The organism is Oscillibacter sp. PEA192, from assembly GCF_003574015.1.
GTDB classification, from domain to species: Bacteria; Bacillota; Clostridia; order Oscillospirales; family Oscillospiraceae; genus Oscillibacter; species Oscillibacter welbionis.
Genome location: NZ_AP018532.1, coordinates 2,035,486 through 2,054,903, shown reverse-complemented (window position 1 = coordinate 2,054,903; position 19,418 = coordinate 2,035,486). Strand labels below are relative to the sequence as shown.

Below are 19,418 nucleotides of genomic sequence, written 5' to 3'. Positions count from 1 at the left end.
GTACCGATGAAAAAACTGCTCTCTCTGTTTTGCGCGCTGTCCCTGTCTGCCGCACTTCTGGCCGGATGCTCCGGCGGGAACGGCGACGCCAATGCAACGGCGGATGGCGCGGAGTCTACTTCTCCGACCGTAACGGAGCCGGAAACCACAACCCCGGAGGAAACATCCGCTCCAGTGGATGTGAATGTGATGGCCCTCAAGGGCCCCACTGCCATGGGCATGGTGGAATTCATGAGCCAGGCGGACGCGGGCGAACTCACCGACAACAACTACCACTTCAGCATCACCGCGGTCACCGATGAGGTCTCCACCGCTCTGGCCCAGGGGACCACGGATCTTGCCGCCGTACCGGCCAATCTGGCCTCCGTCCTCTACAACAATACCGAGGGCGGCGTGCGGGTGCTGGCCATCAATACCCTGGGTGTGCTTTACATCGTGGAAAGCGGCGACACCGTCCGCTCTGTGGAGGATCTGCGGGGCAAGACCATCTACGCCAGCGGAAAAGGCAATACGCCGGAATACGCCCTCAACTATGTGCTGACCCAGAACGGCATTGACCCGGCCTCCGATGTGACCATCGAATGGAAGAGCGAGCAGGCCGAGTGCCTGTCCGCCCTCATGGCGGAGGAGAACGCCATTGCCATGCTGCCTCAGCCCTTTGTCACCACCGCTCAGACCAAGAGCGAAAACATCCGTGTGGCGCTGGATCTCACCGAGGAGTGGGACGCGATCCAGGCGGAGAGCGATACCCCCTCCACGCTGGTCACCGGTGTGGTGGTCGGCCGCACGGAGTTTGTAGAGGAACACCCTGAAGCGGTCTCCGCCTTCCTTGACCACTACCAGGCGTCGGTGGAGTATGTGAATGCCAATGTGGACGAAGCCGCGCAACTCGTGGGGCAGTATGAGATTGTCACCGCCGAAGTGGCGCAGAAGGCCCTGCCGGAGTGCAACATTGTCTTTATCGAGGGTGCGGAGATGAAAGACAGCCTCTCCGGGTATCTTTCCGTCCTGTTTGAGCAGAATCCCAAGTCTGTGGGCGGCGCCCTGCCCGACGACGCGTTCTATTACAGCCGCTAAGATTTTATGAGACGGCCTCGAACCATACGCGCCTGGGCGGTGATCGTCTGGCTTGCTCTCTGGCAACTGGGCGCTATGGTGATCGACCAGCAGATCATCCTGGTTTCGCCGCTGCGGGTGCTGTTTCGGCTCTGGGAACTGATCCCCACACCGGATTTCTGGGGGAGCATCGTCTACTCCCTGGCGCGGATTACCGCGGGCTTCCTTCTGGGCGTTGCGGCGGGCACGGTGCTGGCGGCCCTCTCCGCGCGGTTTCGCCGGGTGGAGGAACTGCTGGCCCCCGTGATGCTGGCCGTCAAGTCCATCCCGGTGGCCTCGTTCATCATCCTGGCCCTGATCCTGTTTTCCTCCCGGAATCTGGCGGTGCCCATTTCATTCCTGATCGTCCTGCCTGTGCTCTATTCCAATGTCCTGGGCGGTATCCGGGCCGCTGACCCGCAACTGATGGAAATGGCCCGCGTGTTCCGCATCCCGGCGGGGCGGAGCATCCGCTATGTGTATCTGCCCCAGGTGATGCCCTACTTCCTGTCGGCCTGCGGCTCCGCCCTGGGCCTGTGCTGGAAGTCAGGGATCGCCGCGGAGGTCATCGGTATGCCGGAGGGCTCCATCGGCGAGCAGCTCCAGCAGGCCAAGGTCTATCTGGATACCCCGGATTTGTTTGCCTGGACGCTGGTGATCGTGCTGGTGAGCCTGGCCTTTGAGCGGGCCTTTCTTGCCCTGCTGCGGCGGGGCGCCAAAGCGATGGAGAGGATGTGAGCCATGGAGGACATTGTGATCCGAAACTTGTGCAAGTCCTTTGACAGCAAACCGGTGCTGCGTGATTTCTCCGCCGTGCTCCCGGCCGGACAGGTGACCGGCCTCATGGCCCCGTCCGGGGCGGGCAAGACCACTTTGCTGCGTATCCTGATGGGGCTGGAGCGGCCGGACAGCGGCGCCATAGACGGCCTTGCCGGCCTGCGGCTCAGCGCGGTCTTTCAGGAGGACCGGCTCTGCGACAATCTGGACCCGTCCGCAAATATCTGTCTGGTCAATCCGTCCCTTGGGCGGAGCGAAACGGAGAAAGCCTTGGCGGCGGTGGGGCTGGCGGGCTGTCTGCGGCAGCCGGCCCGGGAACTCTCCGGCGGAATGCGCCGCCGGGTGGCGATCCTGCGGGCGCTGCTGGCGGAATACGACCTGCTCTTCCTGGACGAGCCGTTCAAGGGCCTGGACCGGGAGACCAAAGAAACCGTGATGGCGGACACACGCCGGCGCTGCGCTGGGCGGACAGTGCTCCTGGTCACCCATGATGCCGCGGAGCTGGATGCCATGGGCGCGGTTGTACGGCTTGATTTGAACACATGATCTATCGGGCAAACAAACAGAGAGGCCCTGCACCTCAAGGTGCGGGGCCTCCCTGTTCATTTATTATCAAGACTGATAACTAATAATAACATAAGTTCCGATATTCTACAAGTCCTTTGGTAGAAGAAGCAATCACAAGTGTTCGTTGCAGGCAATCCCTCCTGGCAAAAAGCGCAACTGTTCAAGAGGAGAAAAGGGTGGTATGCTCTACTTGTATTTAGGTCAGATTTTGTAGGTCAGATTTTTACCCGGGAGGGGTCAATGCGCCCCGAGCGGAGACTTGCCAGAACCTAAATACCGGACCGACCACGCACAAAAACCGCAGTTACCCCATTCAGGGGTGGCTGCGGCTTTTTTTGTGCATCAAACACAGAAAGGAGACAGACCATGAATGAGCACAAGCAAACTGATGAAGGTCACCTACTACGACCCCAAAAGCCAGATCCGCCTCATCTGCTACGCCGACACCGTGGTGTGGGACACCAAACCCACGCCGACTCTTACCGCTTTGCGGTTTGGCGGCTACCCGGAACGCGTGCAGGGACTCGCAGACGCAATTTATGGCGGAGCTACCATCGAAATCGAGGATGGTAAGGACACCCACACCTTGAAAACCCTCACCAGGCAGTACCGCCGGGAACTCAGCCATGACGGAGTGTACGCAGAAGCCACCTTGATCGCGGAGGATGACGGTCAATCCTCCAAGCAGAATTCCGGCGAAAAGGACGACCAGAAACCGGTCAAAGGCAAGAACGACGAGAACGACGATCAAATCCAGCAGGATCTCCCGCCGCGCAATACCTACATTTTCTGCACACCGGGGGAACACCGGGAGCTGTTCGACGCGGTGGACCAAAAGACCGCCGTTCCCATGATCCCGGAGTACCAGGATTATGTCCTCACAGAACTGCAAAAGCGGAATATCCTGCGGCCGCTTCAGGTCAAGTCCCTGTCCCGCAAACTGGAGGCGTGGCTTCTGCGCTGCGAGGAGAAGGACAAAAACATCGTCGCGGTCATGGAGGATGGGCTCAAAAGCGGAGCGATCTCCATTCCGGGCGCGACCGTCGGCCTAAACCCGCTGGACGAAATCAACTCCATCACGGAATATCTCAATACCTTTGGCGTTACCGTGGCGGAGCGGATCAAGAAGCTGTTTGTACCGCTCTTTGACCCTGCTAAGGAGGCGCTGTCCCCGGAGGTGCTGGCAATCAACCAGTACATTGAAGAGCACGCCGGCTACCCCCTCTACGACGCCCAGCTTGCGGTGGCGGAGGCCATCAAGCGCCAGCTGGAGCGGGGCAAGGTAGGGCTCATTGTGGCGGAATGCGGTGTTGGCAAGAGCAAGATTGGGGCATTATCCATTGCCGCAACAGCCGCGGGACTTCTTGCCAAACAGATGTCCGTCAAGGGGAGCAAGACTTTTAACCTGATCCTGTGCCCCTCCCATGTGACCGACAAATGGGTGCGTGAGCTGGAGGAGACCGTGCCGAATGCCTTCGCCGCCGTAGTCCATACTCCTACGGAGTTGGATCACCTGTACCAGATGTTTGAGCGCGGAACAAAGTCCTGTTTTGCCATCCTCTCGAAAGAGAAAGCCCGGGACGGCTATATGAGGGCCCCGGCAGTCATTTACCGGCCGTGGAATTGCGAGGCGCTTCCCATTGAGCGTACTCCTCCGCTCCATGATGGGGCGGACATAGACGGCAACCCGCGCAAGCCGGTGTTCTGCTGTCCGGAGTGCGGCGCTGTGGTCATGGCCGAGTTTACAAAGGACGGCGTATCCTATCGGGTCCCGGCCAAGTCCTACTATTTTCGGCGGGAGCACAGCGGCAATCACAAATGCGCCGCCTGCGGCGCTCCTCTGTGGTCAGCTCTGAATCCGGACGCCTGGCGCAGGCAGAAAAAGTGGGCCAAGATTGGTGATTACGGCTTTGTTTACCGCCCGCTGGTCCATGAGCACTTCAAAAAAGCCGGCGGAGAGGGCCAGCTCCAGAAGCTCTATGAGATTCAAGAGCACCCGGATACCTGCTTCCCGGCCAGAGGCGCTTACCGCTCTTATGCGCTGAGCTCCTACATCAAACGCAAGTACAAAGGTAAAATCTATGGCCTGATCGTGGATGAACTTCACGAATACTCCAATAAGTCGGGCCAGGGAGAAGCCATGGCCGAGCTCTATGGCACGGCAAAAAAGGTGGTGGGTATGACCGCCACCCTGATCAACGGGTACAGCTCAGGGATATTTCATCTCCTCTACCGGCTCTGCTCCGCACAGATGCGAAAGGACAACAAAAGGTATGAAAACCCTTCTAAATTCGATGCGGAGTATGGCGTGATCCAGAATGTCTATGTGGAACAGGAGCCGGAATACAACTCCAACCGCCGTACCGTGCAAAGCAAGAAGAACTCCCGGCTTCTGCCGGGCGTCTCGCCGCTGGTCTATTCCCGCTTCCTGCTGGACAAGGCCGCGTTTCTTTCCCTGACCGACATGGGCAAGGACCTGCCGGAGTACGAGGAGATCCCTGTTGCGCTGAAGATGCCCGCAGCGGTGGAAGCAGAGTACAAGGAGATTGAGAAAGAGCTCAAATTTGTTCTGAAAAATGACAAAAAGGCCGCAAAGAAAATTTTGTCCGCCTATCTCAATCTTCTGACCGCCTACCCGGATCAGCCCTATGAGCAAAAGCCCGTTTATCATCCACTGGATGGACACCCGATTGTGACACCGGGAGACACGGTGGCCCCCGGTACGATCCTCCCAAAGGATGAAGAAGTGCTGAAGCTCGTGGAGCGGAAGATTGCCGCAGGGGAAAAGGTGCTCATCTACACCAACTGGACGCGGCTGGATACCCAGCAGCGGCTCCAGAAGCTGCTCTCCGGCCACGGCTGGAACACGGTTACTATGCCGGCCAAGGTCAAACCGGTAAAGCGGGAGCAATGGGTAGCGGACCGGCTCAGCGCCGGCCTCCAGGTCCTGATCGCAAATCCGACTCTTGTGCAGACGGGCCTTGACCTGAATGCTTTTACCACGCTGATCTTCTATGACACTGGCTATAAGCTGTTCACACTGAGGCAGGCCAGCCGACGGAGCTGGCGGATCAACCAGACCGCCCCGCGGGTAGAGGTGTATATGTTTTACTACCAGGACACCATGCAGCACAAGGCGATCAAGCTCATGGCCTCCAAGCTGGCTGTGGCGGGAATTATCGAGGGCTCGTTCTCGGAAGAGGGCCTTGCCGCCATGTCCGAGTGCGAGGATATGACCACCCTGATGGCCAAGGAGCTGATGCTGGGCATCAAGGACAGCGTGGAGGATGTTTCCACCATGTTCAAGCGCATGGCAAATCTCAAGCCGCAGTCCGCCGCATGGTCTATTTTCGCGGAGGCCCCCACCGCCCAGGATGAAACGGTACTGGTAAAGAAAACAGCCAATGAGCCAATCGTGGAATTCACCTTTGGAAATCCAGTCCCGGCTCAGACACCAAAGCCGGCTATCACCTCGACACCTGTTTCGGCATCCACGCCGAAGGCCGCAGTCAATCCCCCCGCAAAGCGCAAATCGGCCAAGGCTGTGATCAGCGAGGATCAGACCCTGCTGTTCAAAATTGCATAAAGGAGAACGACCTATGAATGACAATCCTTTTGAAATCAAGGAGGAAGCGTGTGCTTCCACCCCGGACCGCCGCTACCGCCTGCTGATCCAGGCCATAGACACGGAGACCGGGGAAATCATTTGGGCTGTGGGCGACGACCAGATATGCGCCGTCACGCGTGCCGATTTTATCCGGACGCCTGAAATCCGGTACAACGATGTTCTCATCCGGGAGTTTTCCTACAAGGAGAACACACCGGAGAGCGTCGGCCGCTGGCGTCCTCTGATTGAGGAGCTGGTAAAGCTCACCCTGACAAAGTACCGGGCACTGGACAGCCTTGCCCGTGCATACCCCCAATGGGTCCCGGAAGAAACGGTTTTACCGTTCCCTCGGCAGGCTCTTGAGCGCGCCGAGTACATCATCTTCCACGGCAACGGGAACTGCGAGGTGATTCCGCGTGCGGGCAGTTCCAAGGCAGATAGCGTCCCGCCCGCCGTTACTGATTGTGGGGAGGGGTGCTGAAATGCTCGTTCATGTCAAACGCGATGAACTCCTTGCCATCGCTGCCCAGACCGCAAAGGCGGCGCCCAAAACCGCAACCTCAGAGGCGGTCCTGGGCATTCATGTAGAGGCGGACAGCCGAAGATCCATGCTCACGCTGACCGCGACCAACTATGAAATCGTGATCCGTGCCTCCATGGGCGCCTCTGTGGAACAGTCTGGAAGCGTTGTCATCAGTGCCGCTTTATTCCCCGCGGCCATAGACAGCCTTCCTGAACAGGATGTGGACCTGGAGACGGAACATCCCGGCCAGTTGACCATTCGATCCGGGCACGCACGATTTCGCCTGTCCGTGCTCTCCGGGGACAAATACCCCATGCCGGAGCTCCCCTTCCCGGACGACACTCTGCCTGTCAGCGGGCTTCGCTCGCTGGCGCGCAATACGCTGTTCGCCGTTGCGGAAGATGGAATACCTTCTCCGCCCATGAAATGCGTCCGGCTCCATATTGGGCCGGACGGACTGAAAGCGTCCGCCTCAAATGGGTTTTGCATCATGGAGGCAGACGGCGATAAGCAGTGTAAAGGGCAGATTGAACTGCTGCTTCCCGCCCGGTCTCTCAAAGTCCTGGCTTCCCTCTCAAATGACAGCGATGTTTATGAGATGGGGGTGACTGGGAAAAGTCTGGTATTCTGGAGCGGCACGCTACTCTTTTCCGCACGGCTGGTGGAAGGAAAATTCCCGAATACCAGCGGCGTTTTTGAGCAGTTCAAGTGCCAATACTCCGTCCATCTGGATGCCGCCGAGTTCATCCGTGCCCTTGAGGTCGCGGAGTCCGTTTCGGAAAGCAATCATCGGGTCGAGCTCGCCTTTGGTGAGCATGAGATTACGGTAAGCGCCGAAAGTGCCTGCGGCAGATCTTCCGCGCCGGTCAAAGCCCTGGTGCTCAATGCACCCAACCAGCCATTTTACTATAATTCCAGGAAATTGCTGGAGTATTTGCGCCTGGAGAAGGAGAAGATCACGCTGGAATTTGACAAATCCGGCCTTCTCGCGATCCGTTCCGGCTCCACCCGATATGTGCAGTCTCCCATGAGGGCGCCTGTTCAGGCGGCTGAAACCGGCAAGGCGGCGTAAGAAACGGAGGCGATCCATGCCTATATGAAAATTCCCACGATCTGCCGCTACTGCGGCGGAAAAATCATCAAGTCCACGACCCGGGCGCTCTACCCCAAAGGCAGCGAGCCGATTTATCTGTGCGTCAACTGCAATGCCTATGTGGGCTGCTACCCGGATGGGAGCCCCATGGGGAAGGTTGCAAACACCGTTTTGCGGCTGAAGCGTCAGGAGACGCATCGGATCTTCGACCGCTTTTGGCGGGAGCAGGGCTGGACGCGGAGCGCGGCCTACCGCTGGCTGGCGCAAAATCTTCACCTGAAAGAACACGAAACCCACATCGGCATGATGGAAATGGACGAGTGTGAACAGGTAATCCGACTATGCCGGAAATACGGCAAACATAAAAAGGAGGCGGCATAATGCCAACTTGTCAAAAGCAGGACCAACTCTGCCGGTGCATCGACTGGCACGATGAAGATTTCGATGTGGAAATCGACCACTTCATCCAAAACTTTGAATTTCTCCGTGTGGAACTGGAGTACGCTTCCCTGGATACAAGGGAGCCTGTCCGTGTATGCAGAATCGGCCGGTGCCGTGTGTGCGGAGGCCGTATGTGCAGCGGCTCAACCCTGCCCTCTGAAAAAACGGCCAGAGGACTGATGCCAACGATTTTCCTTTTTGCCGGTCTCGCGTTCCGGCAGTTTGGGTATTCTCTTCCGGCCGGAACGGACAGCTTTCAGGCGTTGTTTCCGACGCTGTTTCACAAGGAGGATCAGGCCTTTGCAAAGCAATGGCTCTCAGAGCCGGAAGGCCAAAAACTCATTGAACTGTTCCGTGACGATGAAAGTGAGGCGCAGTGAGATGAAGGACAAGAAAATCACCTTTTCTGAGCCCAGCTGCCGCTTCGGCTGCCCGCATTTCAAGGTCGTCGGATCTATGCTGAGCGAAACCTGCTACTGCATGAAAAAAGGCAAAAATGGCAGGCGTTTTAAGAAGAAAGACATGAAGCGCAGGCCGCCCGAGTGGTGCCCACGCCGCCTGAAAACACCCGTCTGCCGTATCTATGGATTTAAGGACGAAATGCAGGAGGCCCTGGAGCGGGACAACCGGCTCGGCTTTGAGCCGGACAAACATGATTGGTATTTTCCATTGGCCCACCGCTACCAGTTCCGAAGTGAGTTTCCACTGGGCATGAACGCAGAGCAGTTTTACAACGCGCTCCAGGATGAGCCGCTGGAGAGTGTGCTCAACGGTACGCCGCTGAAAAACGGCGAATTGATCGAAATTGACGACGGTTTGGCTTCTCATTTCTTCTACTGTTACAGCCAGGGTACCGTCCTGCCGGCAAAAGTGCTCGGCCTCAAACACGAGGGAGGCGCGCACCATGCCTGAGCACACCGACGCTCCAAGTAAGCGGACTGCCCCCATGCGGCTTGCCAAAATCCTGAACAGCTTTATCCCGGGGATGTACGACACCCCCTGCAGAATAGCCATCTTTACCGATGGCTACAAAATCAAAGTATTTGAAAAGGTCTATTTCCGCAAGCCTGCTTTCGATCCCCCACTCCCGCAGACCTGGGAACGAAACTACTGGCTGGAGCGGTATCAGACTCCGCAGGCGGTGGAAAACCATCTGCAAAAAAATGGATTGTTAAAGGAGAATAGCCATGAATGAGCATCGAACCTGCACTTGTCCTGCCTCAAAGAGCGAGAGTTTCCAGATCGCCACAGACCATTACGGCCGCAACTTCATCCCTACGGGCTGGAAGCTGGAGTACACCTCTCTTGAGCAGCACGAGCCGCAGCGGTTTCTGTATATGACCGGCTGGTGTCTGCGCTGTGGTGGGCAGGACCTGCAATGCGGCGTATCTATCCCGGATGAGCTTTCCGGTGACACTCTCCTGGAGTGTATCTATCGGGAGATGGAACGCTACCGCCCCTTTGAACACCGGCGCAGTGACGGCACATACAATCGCAGCCTGTTAGGACGCGCAGCGTGGTACATGGAACAGGACGATCTCACGCTGGGCGAAAAAAACGCCCAGTTCCTCAAGCTGTTCCACGAGGAGGATCAGCGCGCAGTAGAGGACTGGATCTGCCGCAACCGGGCTGAGGAGTCCTATACCGTTCCCCGGCGGGACCGGAAAAGCACGCTGCTGTATGCCGTGCTGGACCGGGCCAGGGCCAACGGCGATCTGAGGGAAATCGAGCCCATTTTGGACTACTATCTCCCCAACAAAAATGAGCCGCTGTTTCCGGATAAGGACTCCTATCTGACAAACTACGCCTTTTCCGCAGTATCTACCATAGACTTTGGCTGCGAGGGGATCTATGTGGAGCTGTTCCTTGAGGGACAGTTTGACGAGTCCGGAAATGACCGCTGCTCCATCGGCACATTCAAGACGCTTCGGGACGATGCCGAGGCCTGTCGGCTGATGGGTCAGCTGTGCGGGGTGTTGATGTACCATACAGCGAAATATGTCAACGAAAACCTGCACCGCTATACGCCAAAGCGGGAGCTGGAAGCGGATCTGCAAAGAAAATCCGCCGTGACGGAAAGTGTCAGCGAGGACAGCCGCCATGCCTGAGCTTTCGAGCAGTCAATCCGGGGTGGAGCAGGAACTCCCCCAGTACATTGAATGCCTGTTGAGTGTCAGCGGGGACGCGGCGTTTCTCAACGCCTTCGACAAGGCTTTTCGGAGCGGGTACGGCCCTCAGTGGGCCGACCGTCCTCCCAACACCAAGCCCAGGTATTCGTTCCACGCGCTGTTTCCAGTACCGGAAGAGGTCCAGCGCCGCGGCTTTCTCAGAGCTGGTCGCCTGTGGTGCGCGGCATATTGGGAAACAGGCGGAGACCTGTGTGAAATGCAGGTCAAACGGGTGCTTGGAGAGCGGCGTTACCGCTTTTTTGTGTGGGACACGATCCCCAAAAACATGTTCCGCGTCGTCTCCCGGGATTATCCTACCCTGAAATTCTGCCTGATCGCGCTTATCAAGGAAGACCATTCCGTACTATGGGACAACGAAATGACCTTGCGCGAGTACATGATCGAAAATGGACAGTACATGGGAAGCTACCGCCGGAACGAAAACGATGCTTTCGCCCAAATAAGAGAAGGGATGGGTTATCTGCCATGACCTTTTTAGAGTGCTGCCAAACTGTACGCAAGCATGGGCTGCGTATGATCCGCCCGCGGGAGCATACCCCCGGACTGTATGACATGCGCGAGCCCTTTGAAGCGGGGGCCGGCTGGGTCTGGCTGGACGCAACCACTGCAAATGTCGTCTGCCAGATCTTCGACGCCCTCTCACCGGATCGGCAAGAGACCTTCAAGACCCTGCCGGCGTCCGTGATCCTGAAATTCTGCTGGAGGATTGCAAATGGCATATAGCCTTTATCTGATCCGCAACACCAGAGACACCGATCTATACTATGCCGAGCACGGCGAAATAGGCGGGGTCCCGGATGCCGTCGGCTATGACGAGCCGCTTCACGCCATGAAATTCCGCACTTATGAGGAAGCCCAGGCGTACATCGACGCCCAGCTCCCGGAGTGGGCAAAAGACTGCCATCGTCCGGCGGAGCTTACCGCCTCACATTTCACCTGGCTTGGCTGTGGGATCACGGCCATGCTTCGCAACCGCCAACCAATTCCGGATCGCCTGCTGGCGCCGACGCCCGGCCGGCTTCGTCTCTGGATACGCTAAAGGAGGAAAACACATGAATCAAACACTGAGAAACAAGATGCTCGCCCGGATGGATGAAGTCCGGGCGCAGGTGGCCGAGCGTGATGAGCTCATTGAGATCATCGCCATCGCTCTGCTCACCCGCAAGAATGTCTTTATCCTGGGCGATACCGGCCAGGCCAAGAGCGCCGTCATCAACCTGTTCCGCGCCGGCATAACCGGCGCCAACCAGTTTGAGCGGCTGATGTCCAAGCAGACCGATGAAGAAGCCTTGTTCGGGCGTTTGGACCTCTCCAGCCTTATCCCCGGCGGCGTGCCGGAGGAGGTCCTGGAGCAGGACCAACACTATCAGGAACTGCGCCGGAAATTGGAAGCAGAGCTTCAGGCAGGCGGGCCGAACTGCGCAAGTCGGCTCACAGACCTGACTGCGGAGATGGAGCAGTATCGTAAGGCGCTCGCTGAGCTGCACAGCGGCGAGCCCCGGATCATTACCAAAGGGAAGCTGCCGGACAGCCATATTGTCTTTTTAGACGAGATTTTTAAGGCGTCCGACGGTATCCTCAACGCCCTCCTGACCGCACTCAACGAGCGCCGGTACACCAACGAGGGCAAAACCATCCACATCCCTGCGATCTCTTTCTTTTCCGCCTCCAATGAGATTCCGAATTTCGCAAACCCGGAGGAAAAGATCCTCAAGCCGCTCTATGACCGGTTTGAGCTGAAGGTGGTCACTGAGTATGTGGAAGACAGGGACGCCCGCCTGGGGATTTTGAAGCAGAAGCAGGCGGCACAGGGAGCTGCGCAAAATCCGTCGGCCGTCATTTCTCTGGCGGAGCTGCAGGCCATGCAGGACGAAGTGCTTCAGGTCTGCGTCCCGGACCAGGTGAATGAGTTGATGGACGATGTGCTGTGTGAGCTGCGCGGCAAGGGCATCCATATCTCTGACCGGAAATATTTTAACTACGCCCCTATCGCACAGGCAAAATCCTGGCTCAGCGGCAGGGACACCGTGGAGCCGTCTGATCTGACCACGCTCTGCGCCTACCTGTGGACCGCTCCGGAAGAGCGGACCATCATCCAAGCCACCTTGGAGCGGATGTGCAATGATCCCCTCAAGGACCGGCTGGACACCATTCTGGCGGAAGCCGTGGAGGGGTATCAGGAATTTACCGATACGGCCGACGCTCCTGCGGCCCGCCGGATTGGGAAACTGCGGGATGAATTTATATCCCTCTATGTAACGCTCAGCCAGATGCTCTCCAATGCTCAGAGCGACGCGGAGCGGGAAAAGATCAACGCCTGCCTGGAAGAACTGGAGCGGTACAGCAAGGAGGCCCATGCGTCGGTCCAATACTCTTATGCTCCGCTTCGGGAGCTCTATGACCTGAAGGCCAGTTGACAGCATCCAATGATAAAGAAAGAGGTGCCAATCATGTTAAATTACAATCTGCCGCTGACTGAGGCTGAAGCAGAATTTGCCGCCGAACATCACTCCGTTATCTATGGGTATCTGCGCAAGGCGGGCCTACCGGAGGATGACTTTTACGATGTTGTGGTCTTTGGGTATCTGCGGGCGGTCCGCAAATACCTGGCCCGGCCTGAACTTCGCAAGTACAGCTTTTCCACCATTGCCTACCGGGCCATGAGCTGCGATGTCCACCACTCCAAGGAGTATTGGATGCGCAAGAAGCGTCATGCCCTGGTAGAGCCCCTGGACGAAGATCTTCATACCCGGGATCTGCTGGACCCCGTATCGACGGCCTATGAAAATGTGCTGTCTTTTCAGGAACTCTCCGGCAAGCTGACGCAGAAGCAGCGGCAGATCGCCGCATTGCGCTCCCAGGGCTACCGCGACCTGGAGATTGCCCGCATGTTCCGGGTCAAGCCCGGCGAAATCAAGCTGGAGATGGACCAGGCGCGCTCGAAGGTCGTGCCGTTCCCCACGGAAACCGCTGCACTTGCGGCTTAAATACAGGAGGTATGTCCATGCCAATGGGCTGGAAACCCTGGCGCTGACAATCTGCGCCGGCGGTCTGAAAAGCGCGGTCAAGCGGGTGCGTGAGCACCCTTTGATCCGACTGCCAAATGGGACTTACTACATTTTTGAAGCAGGCAATTATAGGGATGGCCTGCAAATCACATTATCATGATCAAAAGGAGGATACCCTTATGTTAAACCGTATCACCATGACCGGCCGCCTGGTCGCAGACCCTGAGCTGCGCCGTACCCAAAGCGGCGTCTCCGTCACCTCTTTCCGGATTGCCAATGACCGGGATTACAGCAAGGGCGAGGAGAAAGAGACGGACTTTTTCGATGTCGTGGCCTGGCGATCCACCGCCGAGTTTATCTGCAAGTATTTCAGCAAGGGGCGCATGATCTCAGTGGACGGCCGGCTTCAGACAAGAGGCTGGAAAGACCGGGAAGGCAACAACCGTGTCAGCACGGAGATCCTTGTGGACAACGCCTACTTTGCCGACAGCAAGAAAGACGATGCCGGCGGCGATTTCCCCGCCGACGACCAGTTTGCGGGCTACGGCGCCTATCAGGGCTCTGTGCCGGGCAGCGGCGGCGACTTTGCACCGGATTTCTGATTCCGGCAAAACAACACGCGGGGGAGGCTTCGGCCTCTCCCGCGCTGTATTCCTTCCCTGCAAAAGCAAATATACCAAGATACAGGAGACGATGATATATGAGCTTTTCGGAACAGGAGCGCGCAGCACAGATATTGGAGAAAGAGTTCGGCCCCCGGTGGAAACAGATCGTCCAGGAGCTGGGGACCAGAGAGCTTCGCCAGCGTGTGGGTAAGGAGCTCACTTCTTTTATGGCTTTCCCGGAACGCGGCAGCGGCGGGAACAACAAGTGGCGTGGAAACTGCTCTCTGGAAGTCGTGCGGGCGATTCTCCGCTATGTGCTTGATTGCAAGCACTACTACGGGAAGCAGACACAGGACTTTACACTCCTTGATCCTATGTCCGGCTCTGGGACAAGCCAGGCGGCGGCGCAGAGCCTTGGTGTGCGCTCGCTTCTATATGACCTCAATCCCACCCCTGCCTGCGGCATTGGCGGATGGGACGCGCTGCGGGACGAAGTGGACGATTCGGCAGATCTGATTTTTCTCCACCCGCCCTACCATAACCTGATCCCTTACTCCGGAAATATGTGGGGCGCGCCGCATAAGGATGACCTTTCCAGGTGCTCCAGCTATCCCGAGTTTGTGGATAAACTGAATTACATTGTCCAGAAGCTCTTTATGGCCCTGCGCAGGGACGGCCGGCTTGCTGTCCTGGTTGGGGACATCCGCACCAAAGGGAGCTTCTACTCCATGCAGCATGACCTTATCCGTGTGGGAGCGATGGAGGCGTTCATCGTAAAAGGGCAATACAACTGCGTCAGTGATACGCGCACCTATAAAAAACCCTTTATCCCCGTTGTAACGGAATATCTGCTCCTCTTTCACAAGAATGATTCCCTGCTGATTCCGCTTGCTGCGCGCCGGGCATCGGTGGTGGACTTGCGAAGCGAGGACTCGCCCGCGCTGACCTGGCACCACCTGATCCGGCTGACCATGGAGGAACTGGGCGGCCGCGCCAAGCTGTCCGACCTGGGAGACCGCCTGACCTCTCACCCAAAGGCAAAGAAAAACCCGCATTTTCGGGATCGCATACGGGCCACCGTCTACGAGCACCCGGGACAGTATATTTCCTGCGGAAACGGATTCTATGCCCTGAATTATGCTGTGGCTTAAATCAAAACAGGAGGCAGAGATCTCAATGAAGATTACAAAAGAAGACAAGATGTATCTTGAACGCTGCAGATTTGGCAGAAAAGACCTCGCCCAGATCCAAGAAGCCACCAGAAGAGACAAAACAACCTACGAGATGGACGGCGCCCCTATTACCAGAGAGGAGGCCATCGCCCGTTTGGGCCGTCTGGACTACCTATCCGGTATCGCCAGGAGCGCGTTTCACTTCACGGCCATGCGTACCGCAGCGGACGGGAAAGTGATCCTGTTTGACTCGTCCAGGCTGTTTGGAAAGGAATAGTACAATGGACAATCCATACTTAAAAGCGCAATGCCAGAACATGGCTTCCGTTCTCGCCGCTTTCTCCACGGCTTGCGAGCTGGCAGTTTATGAAGATGACGGGGCCCTTTCCAAAGAGGAGCTTCGTCAACTGCGGAAAATCCACGCGGCTGCCGCCCGTTTTCAAGCGGAGCTTCAGCGAGCGATGGAAAAGCGCCGTGTCCCCACCGCCAATCGCCTCTCCGCTGGGTGCAGGTCACAGAAGGGCGGTGAATACGATGCTCTTATCTGAGCCCGGAAAAGTCGTCCGCTGCGCCGATCACTTTCAGGTTCTACTGGCGCTGCCTGCGGAGACAGCAGATTTGATTCTGGCCACTCCAGGCAAACAGGTGTTCTTTCAAAAAGGCCGGCCATCCGATTACCTGTTTCGGAGGACTGCGGTTGAGCTCTTACGGGTTTTGAAGCCGGGCGGAGTGCTGGTCTGGCATGTTCCCAATGAGCGCGGGGAAGCCACCTTTTCCACCGTGCAATTCCGTCAAGTAGTTTACTTCCAATCAATCCAGCTGAGACTGATCGACACCATTCTTGTGGAAAAGGCAAGGAACACGCCACCCACCCCTGTCCGATATGGAGACGCTTTTGAGTCCATGTATATCCTCGCAAAGGGCAGGCCCAAAACCGTTCATATTTTGAAAGACAAACCCAATAAGTGGGCAGGTACAAAGACCTGGGGTGGCCTCACCAGGCGTGAAGTAGACGGTACGCTCACTCCAAAAGGCCGAAAGACGATACAGAAATTCGGCGCCCGCACAAATGTCTGGCACTACGGCACTGTTTTACCGATGGAAAGTGAACTGTTCGGCGGCAAAACCGTGAGCTTGTCGGAGCGGCTGGCTGAGGATCACATCCGGACCTGGAGCAACGAAGGTGACTTGGTACTCGCTCCATTTGACAAGGATGGAGCCGTTGCTAAAATAGCGCCGCTGTTGGCGCGGCACTGGCTGTCGGTCCAAAATACGGCAGACTGCGATGGCCTGAGAGACAACGCGGGGTAAGATTGATCCCGAAGTGGATTTCGGTCCTAACAGGACTTTGAAAACGACAAAGGAAGGAAAGTAATATGCGTACTTATTTTCGCTCTTTAAGCGATGTGCTGGGCTCTCCCCTGGCTCAGACCGCTCAGGCATTCTCCCCCCGGCACGCCGGCGGGCATCGGGTGCTGAAGTCCACCAAACTGGAGGACGCGGCATATCGGGACCTGCGGCGGGATGATGAAGAGCTGGATGCGCTGGAAAAAGCCTGCGGCGAAAAGCTATCCACCTTTCCCGCCCTGAGCCGGGACATCTATCAGAGCTTTTATTCCCTGAATGTGCGGCGGCAGCCGGAAAACGCCATTTCCGAACAGGCCCGCCGCTTCAACGCACCGATTCTAAATGAAGTGATGGACGGCGAGGACTATCCCGCCATCAAAGCCGCCTGTGAGGGGCGGCAGCTCCCCGCCTATGAGGCGGCTTCGGAATTTATCAGTCAGGTTGCCGGAAACCTGGATGAGCTGCTGGCAAAAGCCAGCGGGAAAAAAGGGGCGCTGAATACCCTGGAGCGCCTGGAACGAAAAAGAGACATAAGCATGGAGGAGCTTCAAAAGCTGATGAAGCAAATCGCACAGGCCGGTCCCGAGCAGCTTCCCGAACTGGAGAAGCAAGCCGTCAAAGCCGCCAATCAGGCCCAGAGCCAGATCAACCAGACAGAAGCCGTGGGCCGCATGATCCGCGACCAGATGATCCAAAATAAAGAGGCCGTTTCCGGTTATATCGCACAGGCGGTACGGGCGGCGGCACAGAAAGCCGAAAGCGTTTCATCGGCGCTTCTGTCCTGGGGTTACGGCCCTGACAACAACGATCCGGAGCGGAGAGCGGCGGACCTGGAGCTGGCCGCCCGCGTCGGCAAAAGCCCCACGCTCATGGAGGTGGCCCGCTATCTGGGACGGCTGAAGGAGTTGATGGACGGCAAGCGCAAAAACGGATATGCCTACGGCCGCGGCGAGAAGTACAGCCTGGAGTTGGGCGGCGACATCAACAGGGCCATTGCCTCGGAGTTCGCCATGCTCGCCGCACCGGAGACGCTGCCGCTTTTCCTGCGCAAGCTCCAGCGCAAGGCACTCAAGCAGTACCAGCGCCGGGAGCCCATCTGCAAGGGGAGCGGCGACATCATCTGTATGCTGGACGAATCCAGTTCCGCGGAGAGGCAAGCACCCTGGTGCAAAGCGGTGGCCCTGGCCCTGCTGGACATTGCCATGCGGGACCAGCGCCGGTTTGCCGTGATCCACTTTGCCGGGGTTGGAGATGTCCAGACAGATCTCTTCCTGCCTGGGCAGTACGACCGGGAGGATGTTCTGCGCTGCGCTGAGACCTCCCTAAACGGTAACACCGACTATGAGACACCGCTGCGGGAGGCCCTGCGCCTCATGGAGCAGGAGGGCTTTGAAAATGCCGACATGGTGTTCGTCACGGACGGCGAGTGTGTTTTGCCGGACAGCTTCCTGGAGCAGCTGACGATGGAGCAGTCCGTCAAGGGCTTCCAGATTACCGGCATCCTGCTGGACCAGGAGGACGCCGGGTTTGAGTTCAGCCTCCGGGAGTTCTGCACCAATATCTACCGTACCAGTCAGCTCTCCCGCGATCAGATTGCGGAACAGTTGGTAGTGAGCCGGGTGGCTTAGCGGTGGAAGGGGCCCCATGAGGCCCCGCTGCATACACAACAGCAAGTTGCAAGTTCCTTTTTTTCTTGTTATAATCAAGCAGAAAGAGGTGAAAACAAAATGGCAGACAGTCGCTATATTCTTATGCACAAAAATACGCCTGTGGCCGACCTCCAGTTAGATACGGACACCGGCGTGATCCGGTCTGTCGGCCATGTTTATAATGCGCTCCATGTTCCGGTAGGTATCCCTGTGAAAAAGGGAGTCATCGACAGGAGCGCCCTCAACACATGGTGGACCGGCCGAGCAATCCCGGCCAGCCGTGACCGTATCCGGGATGCCCTGCAAGAGCTGGAGCTGTCCTCCACACAACTGCTCCTGGACAAATGCCTGGGGTTAAGCCTGTCCGACCAATATTGGATCTGCCCGGCATCCAGCGGCGTGCGCTGGGAGGAGGTAAACTTCTTTCAAAACGCCTTTTCCGATGATGTGGGCAATATCCTGTTCGGCCGCGGCTCATCCAGCGGCCGGGTAAGCCTGATGTCCCCGGACAACACCTCGGACGGTTGGCTGAAGAAAAAGTGGGCCATTCTGGATGGGCGCCGGTGCCTGATGAAGGCCGGAAGCGGCGCCATCCAGCAGGAGCCTTACAATGAGGTGCTGGCCAGTGCCGTGATGGAGCGTCTGGGCATCCCCCATGTAACCTATACGCTGACGGTCCAGGAGGACTACCCGTACAGCGTGTGCGAAGACTTTATCACCCCGGAAACCGAGTTGATCCCGGCGTGGTATGTCATGCAGACGGCAAAACGGCCCAATCATGTCTCGGTCTATCAGCACTACCTGGATTGCTGTGAGGCCCTTGGCGTTCCCGGTATCCGGGAGGCTGTGGACCGGATGATCGTGCTGGATTACCTGATCGTCAACGAGGACCGGCACCAAAATAACTTCGGCGTGGTACGAAACGCTGAAACGCTGAAGTATTTGGGCGCCGCTCCAATCTATGACAGCGGCACCGCATTGTGGTTTGACAAGCCCACCGGCATGGTGGGGAGCGGGCGGGTTGCTTGCAAGCCGTTCAAGGACCGCCATGAGGAACAGATCAAGCTGGTATCTTCCTTTGACTGGCTGGAGCTGTCCAAGCTGGACGATATTGAGGAGGAGTGGATGGAACTGACCAAGGGCTCCCTGTTCCTGGATGAAGCCCGCCGCGTCGCTGTGGCCCGTGCCCTGCGTGGGCGCATTGAAACGCTCAAGGAGATCTCCCGCTGCGGTGCCCATGCCGTTTCGGGGACAGACCATGATGTGACGGAGGATATTCGTTACAGCGGCTCTCGTTGATTTTCAAAACAATATGATCCCAATATTAAGCAGACCGTGGAAAATC

General features: G+C 57.4%; 23 protein-coding genes. All 23 read left to right on the top strand.

Annotation, left to right across the window (positions count from 1 at the left end):
• Nucleotides 1–6: 6 nt before the first annotated feature.
• The 23 genes from DN611_RS10155 (at nt 7) to DN611_RS10050 (ending at nt 19,372) form a co-directional block, all read left to right on the top strand.
• The gene (locus DN611_RS10155) at nt 7–1,077 is read left to right on the top strand and encodes an ABC transporter substrate-binding protein (protein ID WP_119311260.1); all 1,071 of its coding nucleotides are present in this window, start codon (nt 7–9) and stop codon (nt 1,075–1,077) included.
• 6 nt (nt 1,078–1,083) lie between these two features.
• Nucleotides 1,084–1,833 (top strand): ABC transporter permease, encoded by a 750-nt coding sequence (locus tag DN611_RS10150; protein ID WP_119311259.1) that lies wholly within the window; start codon nt 1,084–1,086, stop codon nt 1,831–1,833.
• A 3-nt stretch (nt 1,834–1,836) separates the two neighbouring features.
• On the top strand, nt 1,837–2,418 hold the full coding sequence (locus tag DN611_RS10145) for an ATP-binding cassette domain-containing protein (protein ID WP_119311258.1): 582 nt from the start codon (nt 1,837–1,839) through the stop codon (nt 2,416–2,418).
• A 391-nt stretch (nt 2,419–2,809) separates the two neighbouring features.
• Nucleotides 2,810–6,025 (top strand): helicase-related protein, encoded by a 3,216-nt coding sequence (locus tag DN611_RS10140; RefSeq protein WP_119311257.1) that lies wholly within the window; start codon nt 2,810–2,812, stop codon nt 6,023–6,025.
• A gap of 13 nt (nt 6,026–6,038) precedes the next feature.
• Entirely contained in the window at nt 6,039–6,527 is a 489-nt protein-coding gene (locus DN611_RS10135) for a hypothetical protein (protein WP_119311256.1), read from the top strand.
• Nucleotides 6,463–7,641 carry a DNA polymerase III subunit beta gene (locus tag DN611_RS10130; protein ID WP_145985097.1) on the top strand — a complete coding sequence of 393 codons (1,179 nt, stop codon included), beginning with the start codon at nt 6,463–6,465 and terminating at the stop codon, nt 7,639–7,641. The genes DN611_RS10135 and DN611_RS10130 overlap by 65 nt, the downstream gene beginning before the upstream one ends.
• Nucleotides 7,642–7,665: 24 nt before the next feature.
• Nucleotides 7,666–8,043, top strand: coding sequence for a zinc-finger-containing protein (locus DN611_RS10125; protein ID WP_009259419.1), 378 nt, complete (start codon nt 7,666–7,668; stop codon nt 8,041–8,043).
• 65 nt (nt 8,044–8,108) lie between these two features.
• The gene (locus DN611_RS10120; RefSeq protein ID WP_145985096.1) at nt 8,109–8,483 is read left to right on the top strand and encodes a hypothetical protein; all 375 of its coding nucleotides are present in this window, start codon (nt 8,109–8,111) and stop codon (nt 8,481–8,483) included.
• Between the two features lies 1 nt (nt 8,484).
• Nucleotides 8,485–9,015: a hypothetical protein gene (locus DN611_RS10115; protein WP_119311253.1), complete on the top strand. Its 531-nt coding sequence runs from the start codon at nt 8,485–8,487 to the stop codon at nt 9,013–9,015.
• On the top strand, nt 9,008–9,298 hold the full coding sequence (locus DN611_RS10110; protein ID WP_119311252.1) for a hypothetical protein: 291 nt from the start codon (nt 9,008–9,010) through the stop codon (nt 9,296–9,298). The genes DN611_RS10115 and DN611_RS10110 overlap by 8 nt, the downstream gene beginning before the upstream one ends.
• On the top strand, nt 9,291–10,211 hold the full coding sequence (locus DN611_RS10105; RefSeq protein ID WP_119311251.1) for a hypothetical protein: 921 nt from the start codon (nt 9,291–9,293) through the stop codon (nt 10,209–10,211). Before DN611_RS10110 ends, DN611_RS10105 begins: the two co-directional genes overlap by 8 nt.
• Complete coding sequence (locus tag DN611_RS10100; protein WP_119311250.1) at nt 10,204–10,761, top strand: hypothetical protein; 558 nt, start codon at nt 10,204–10,206, stop codon at nt 10,759–10,761. Before DN611_RS10105 ends, DN611_RS10100 begins: the two co-directional genes overlap by 8 nt.
• Nucleotides 10,758–11,015, top strand: coding sequence for a hypothetical protein (locus tag DN611_RS10095; protein WP_119311249.1), 258 nt, complete (start codon nt 10,758–10,760; stop codon nt 11,013–11,015). The genes DN611_RS10100 and DN611_RS10095 overlap by 4 nt, the downstream gene beginning before the upstream one ends.
• Entirely contained in the window at nt 11,005–11,331 is a 327-nt protein-coding gene (locus DN611_RS10090; protein ID WP_119311248.1) for a hypothetical protein, read from the top strand. The genes DN611_RS10095 and DN611_RS10090 overlap by 11 nt, the downstream gene beginning before the upstream one ends.
• A gap of 13 nt (nt 11,332–11,344) precedes the next feature.
• Complete coding sequence (locus DN611_RS10085; RefSeq protein ID WP_119311247.1) at nt 11,345–12,709, top strand: AAA family ATPase; 1,365 nt, start codon at nt 11,345–11,347, stop codon at nt 12,707–12,709.
• 33 nt (nt 12,710–12,742) lie between these two features.
• The gene (locus tag DN611_RS10080) at nt 12,743–13,279 is read left to right on the top strand and encodes a sigma-70 family RNA polymerase sigma factor (RefSeq protein WP_119311246.1); all 537 of its coding nucleotides are present in this window, start codon (nt 12,743–12,745) and stop codon (nt 13,277–13,279) included.
• 200 nt (nt 13,280–13,479) lie between these two features.
• Nucleotides 13,480–13,902, top strand: coding sequence for a single-stranded DNA-binding protein (locus DN611_RS10075; RefSeq protein WP_119311245.1), 423 nt, complete (start codon nt 13,480–13,482; stop codon nt 13,900–13,902).
• 98 nt (nt 13,903–14,000) lie between these two features.
• Complete coding sequence (locus DN611_RS10070; RefSeq protein ID WP_119311244.1) at nt 14,001–15,056, top strand: SAM-dependent methyltransferase; 1,056 nt, start codon at nt 14,001–14,003, stop codon at nt 15,054–15,056.
• Between the two features lie 25 nt (nt 15,057–15,081).
• Nucleotides 15,082–15,354, top strand: a complete 273-nt coding sequence (locus tag DN611_RS10065; protein WP_119311243.1) for a hypothetical protein — start codon at nt 15,082–15,084, stop codon at nt 15,352–15,354.
• 4 nt (nt 15,355–15,358) lie between these two features.
• Nucleotides 15,359–15,625 (top strand): hypothetical protein, encoded by a 267-nt coding sequence (locus tag DN611_RS16685; protein WP_160117424.1) that lies wholly within the window; start codon nt 15,359–15,361, stop codon nt 15,623–15,625.
• Nucleotides 15,612–16,388, top strand: a complete 777-nt coding sequence (locus DN611_RS10060) for a DNA methyltransferase (protein ID WP_160117423.1) — start codon at nt 15,612–15,614, stop codon at nt 16,386–16,388. Before DN611_RS16685 ends, DN611_RS10060 begins: the two co-directional genes overlap by 14 nt.
• A gap of 65 nt (nt 16,389–16,453) precedes the next feature.
• Nucleotides 16,454–18,052, top strand: coding sequence for a hypothetical protein (locus DN611_RS10055; protein WP_119311241.1), 1,599 nt, complete (start codon nt 16,454–16,456; stop codon nt 18,050–18,052).
• A 99-nt stretch (nt 18,053–18,151) separates the two neighbouring features.
• Nucleotides 18,152–19,372, top strand: a complete 1,221-nt coding sequence (locus tag DN611_RS10050) for an excisionase (RefSeq protein WP_119311240.1) — start codon at nt 18,152–18,154, stop codon at nt 19,370–19,372.
• Nucleotides 19,373–19,418 lie beyond the last annotated feature (46 nt).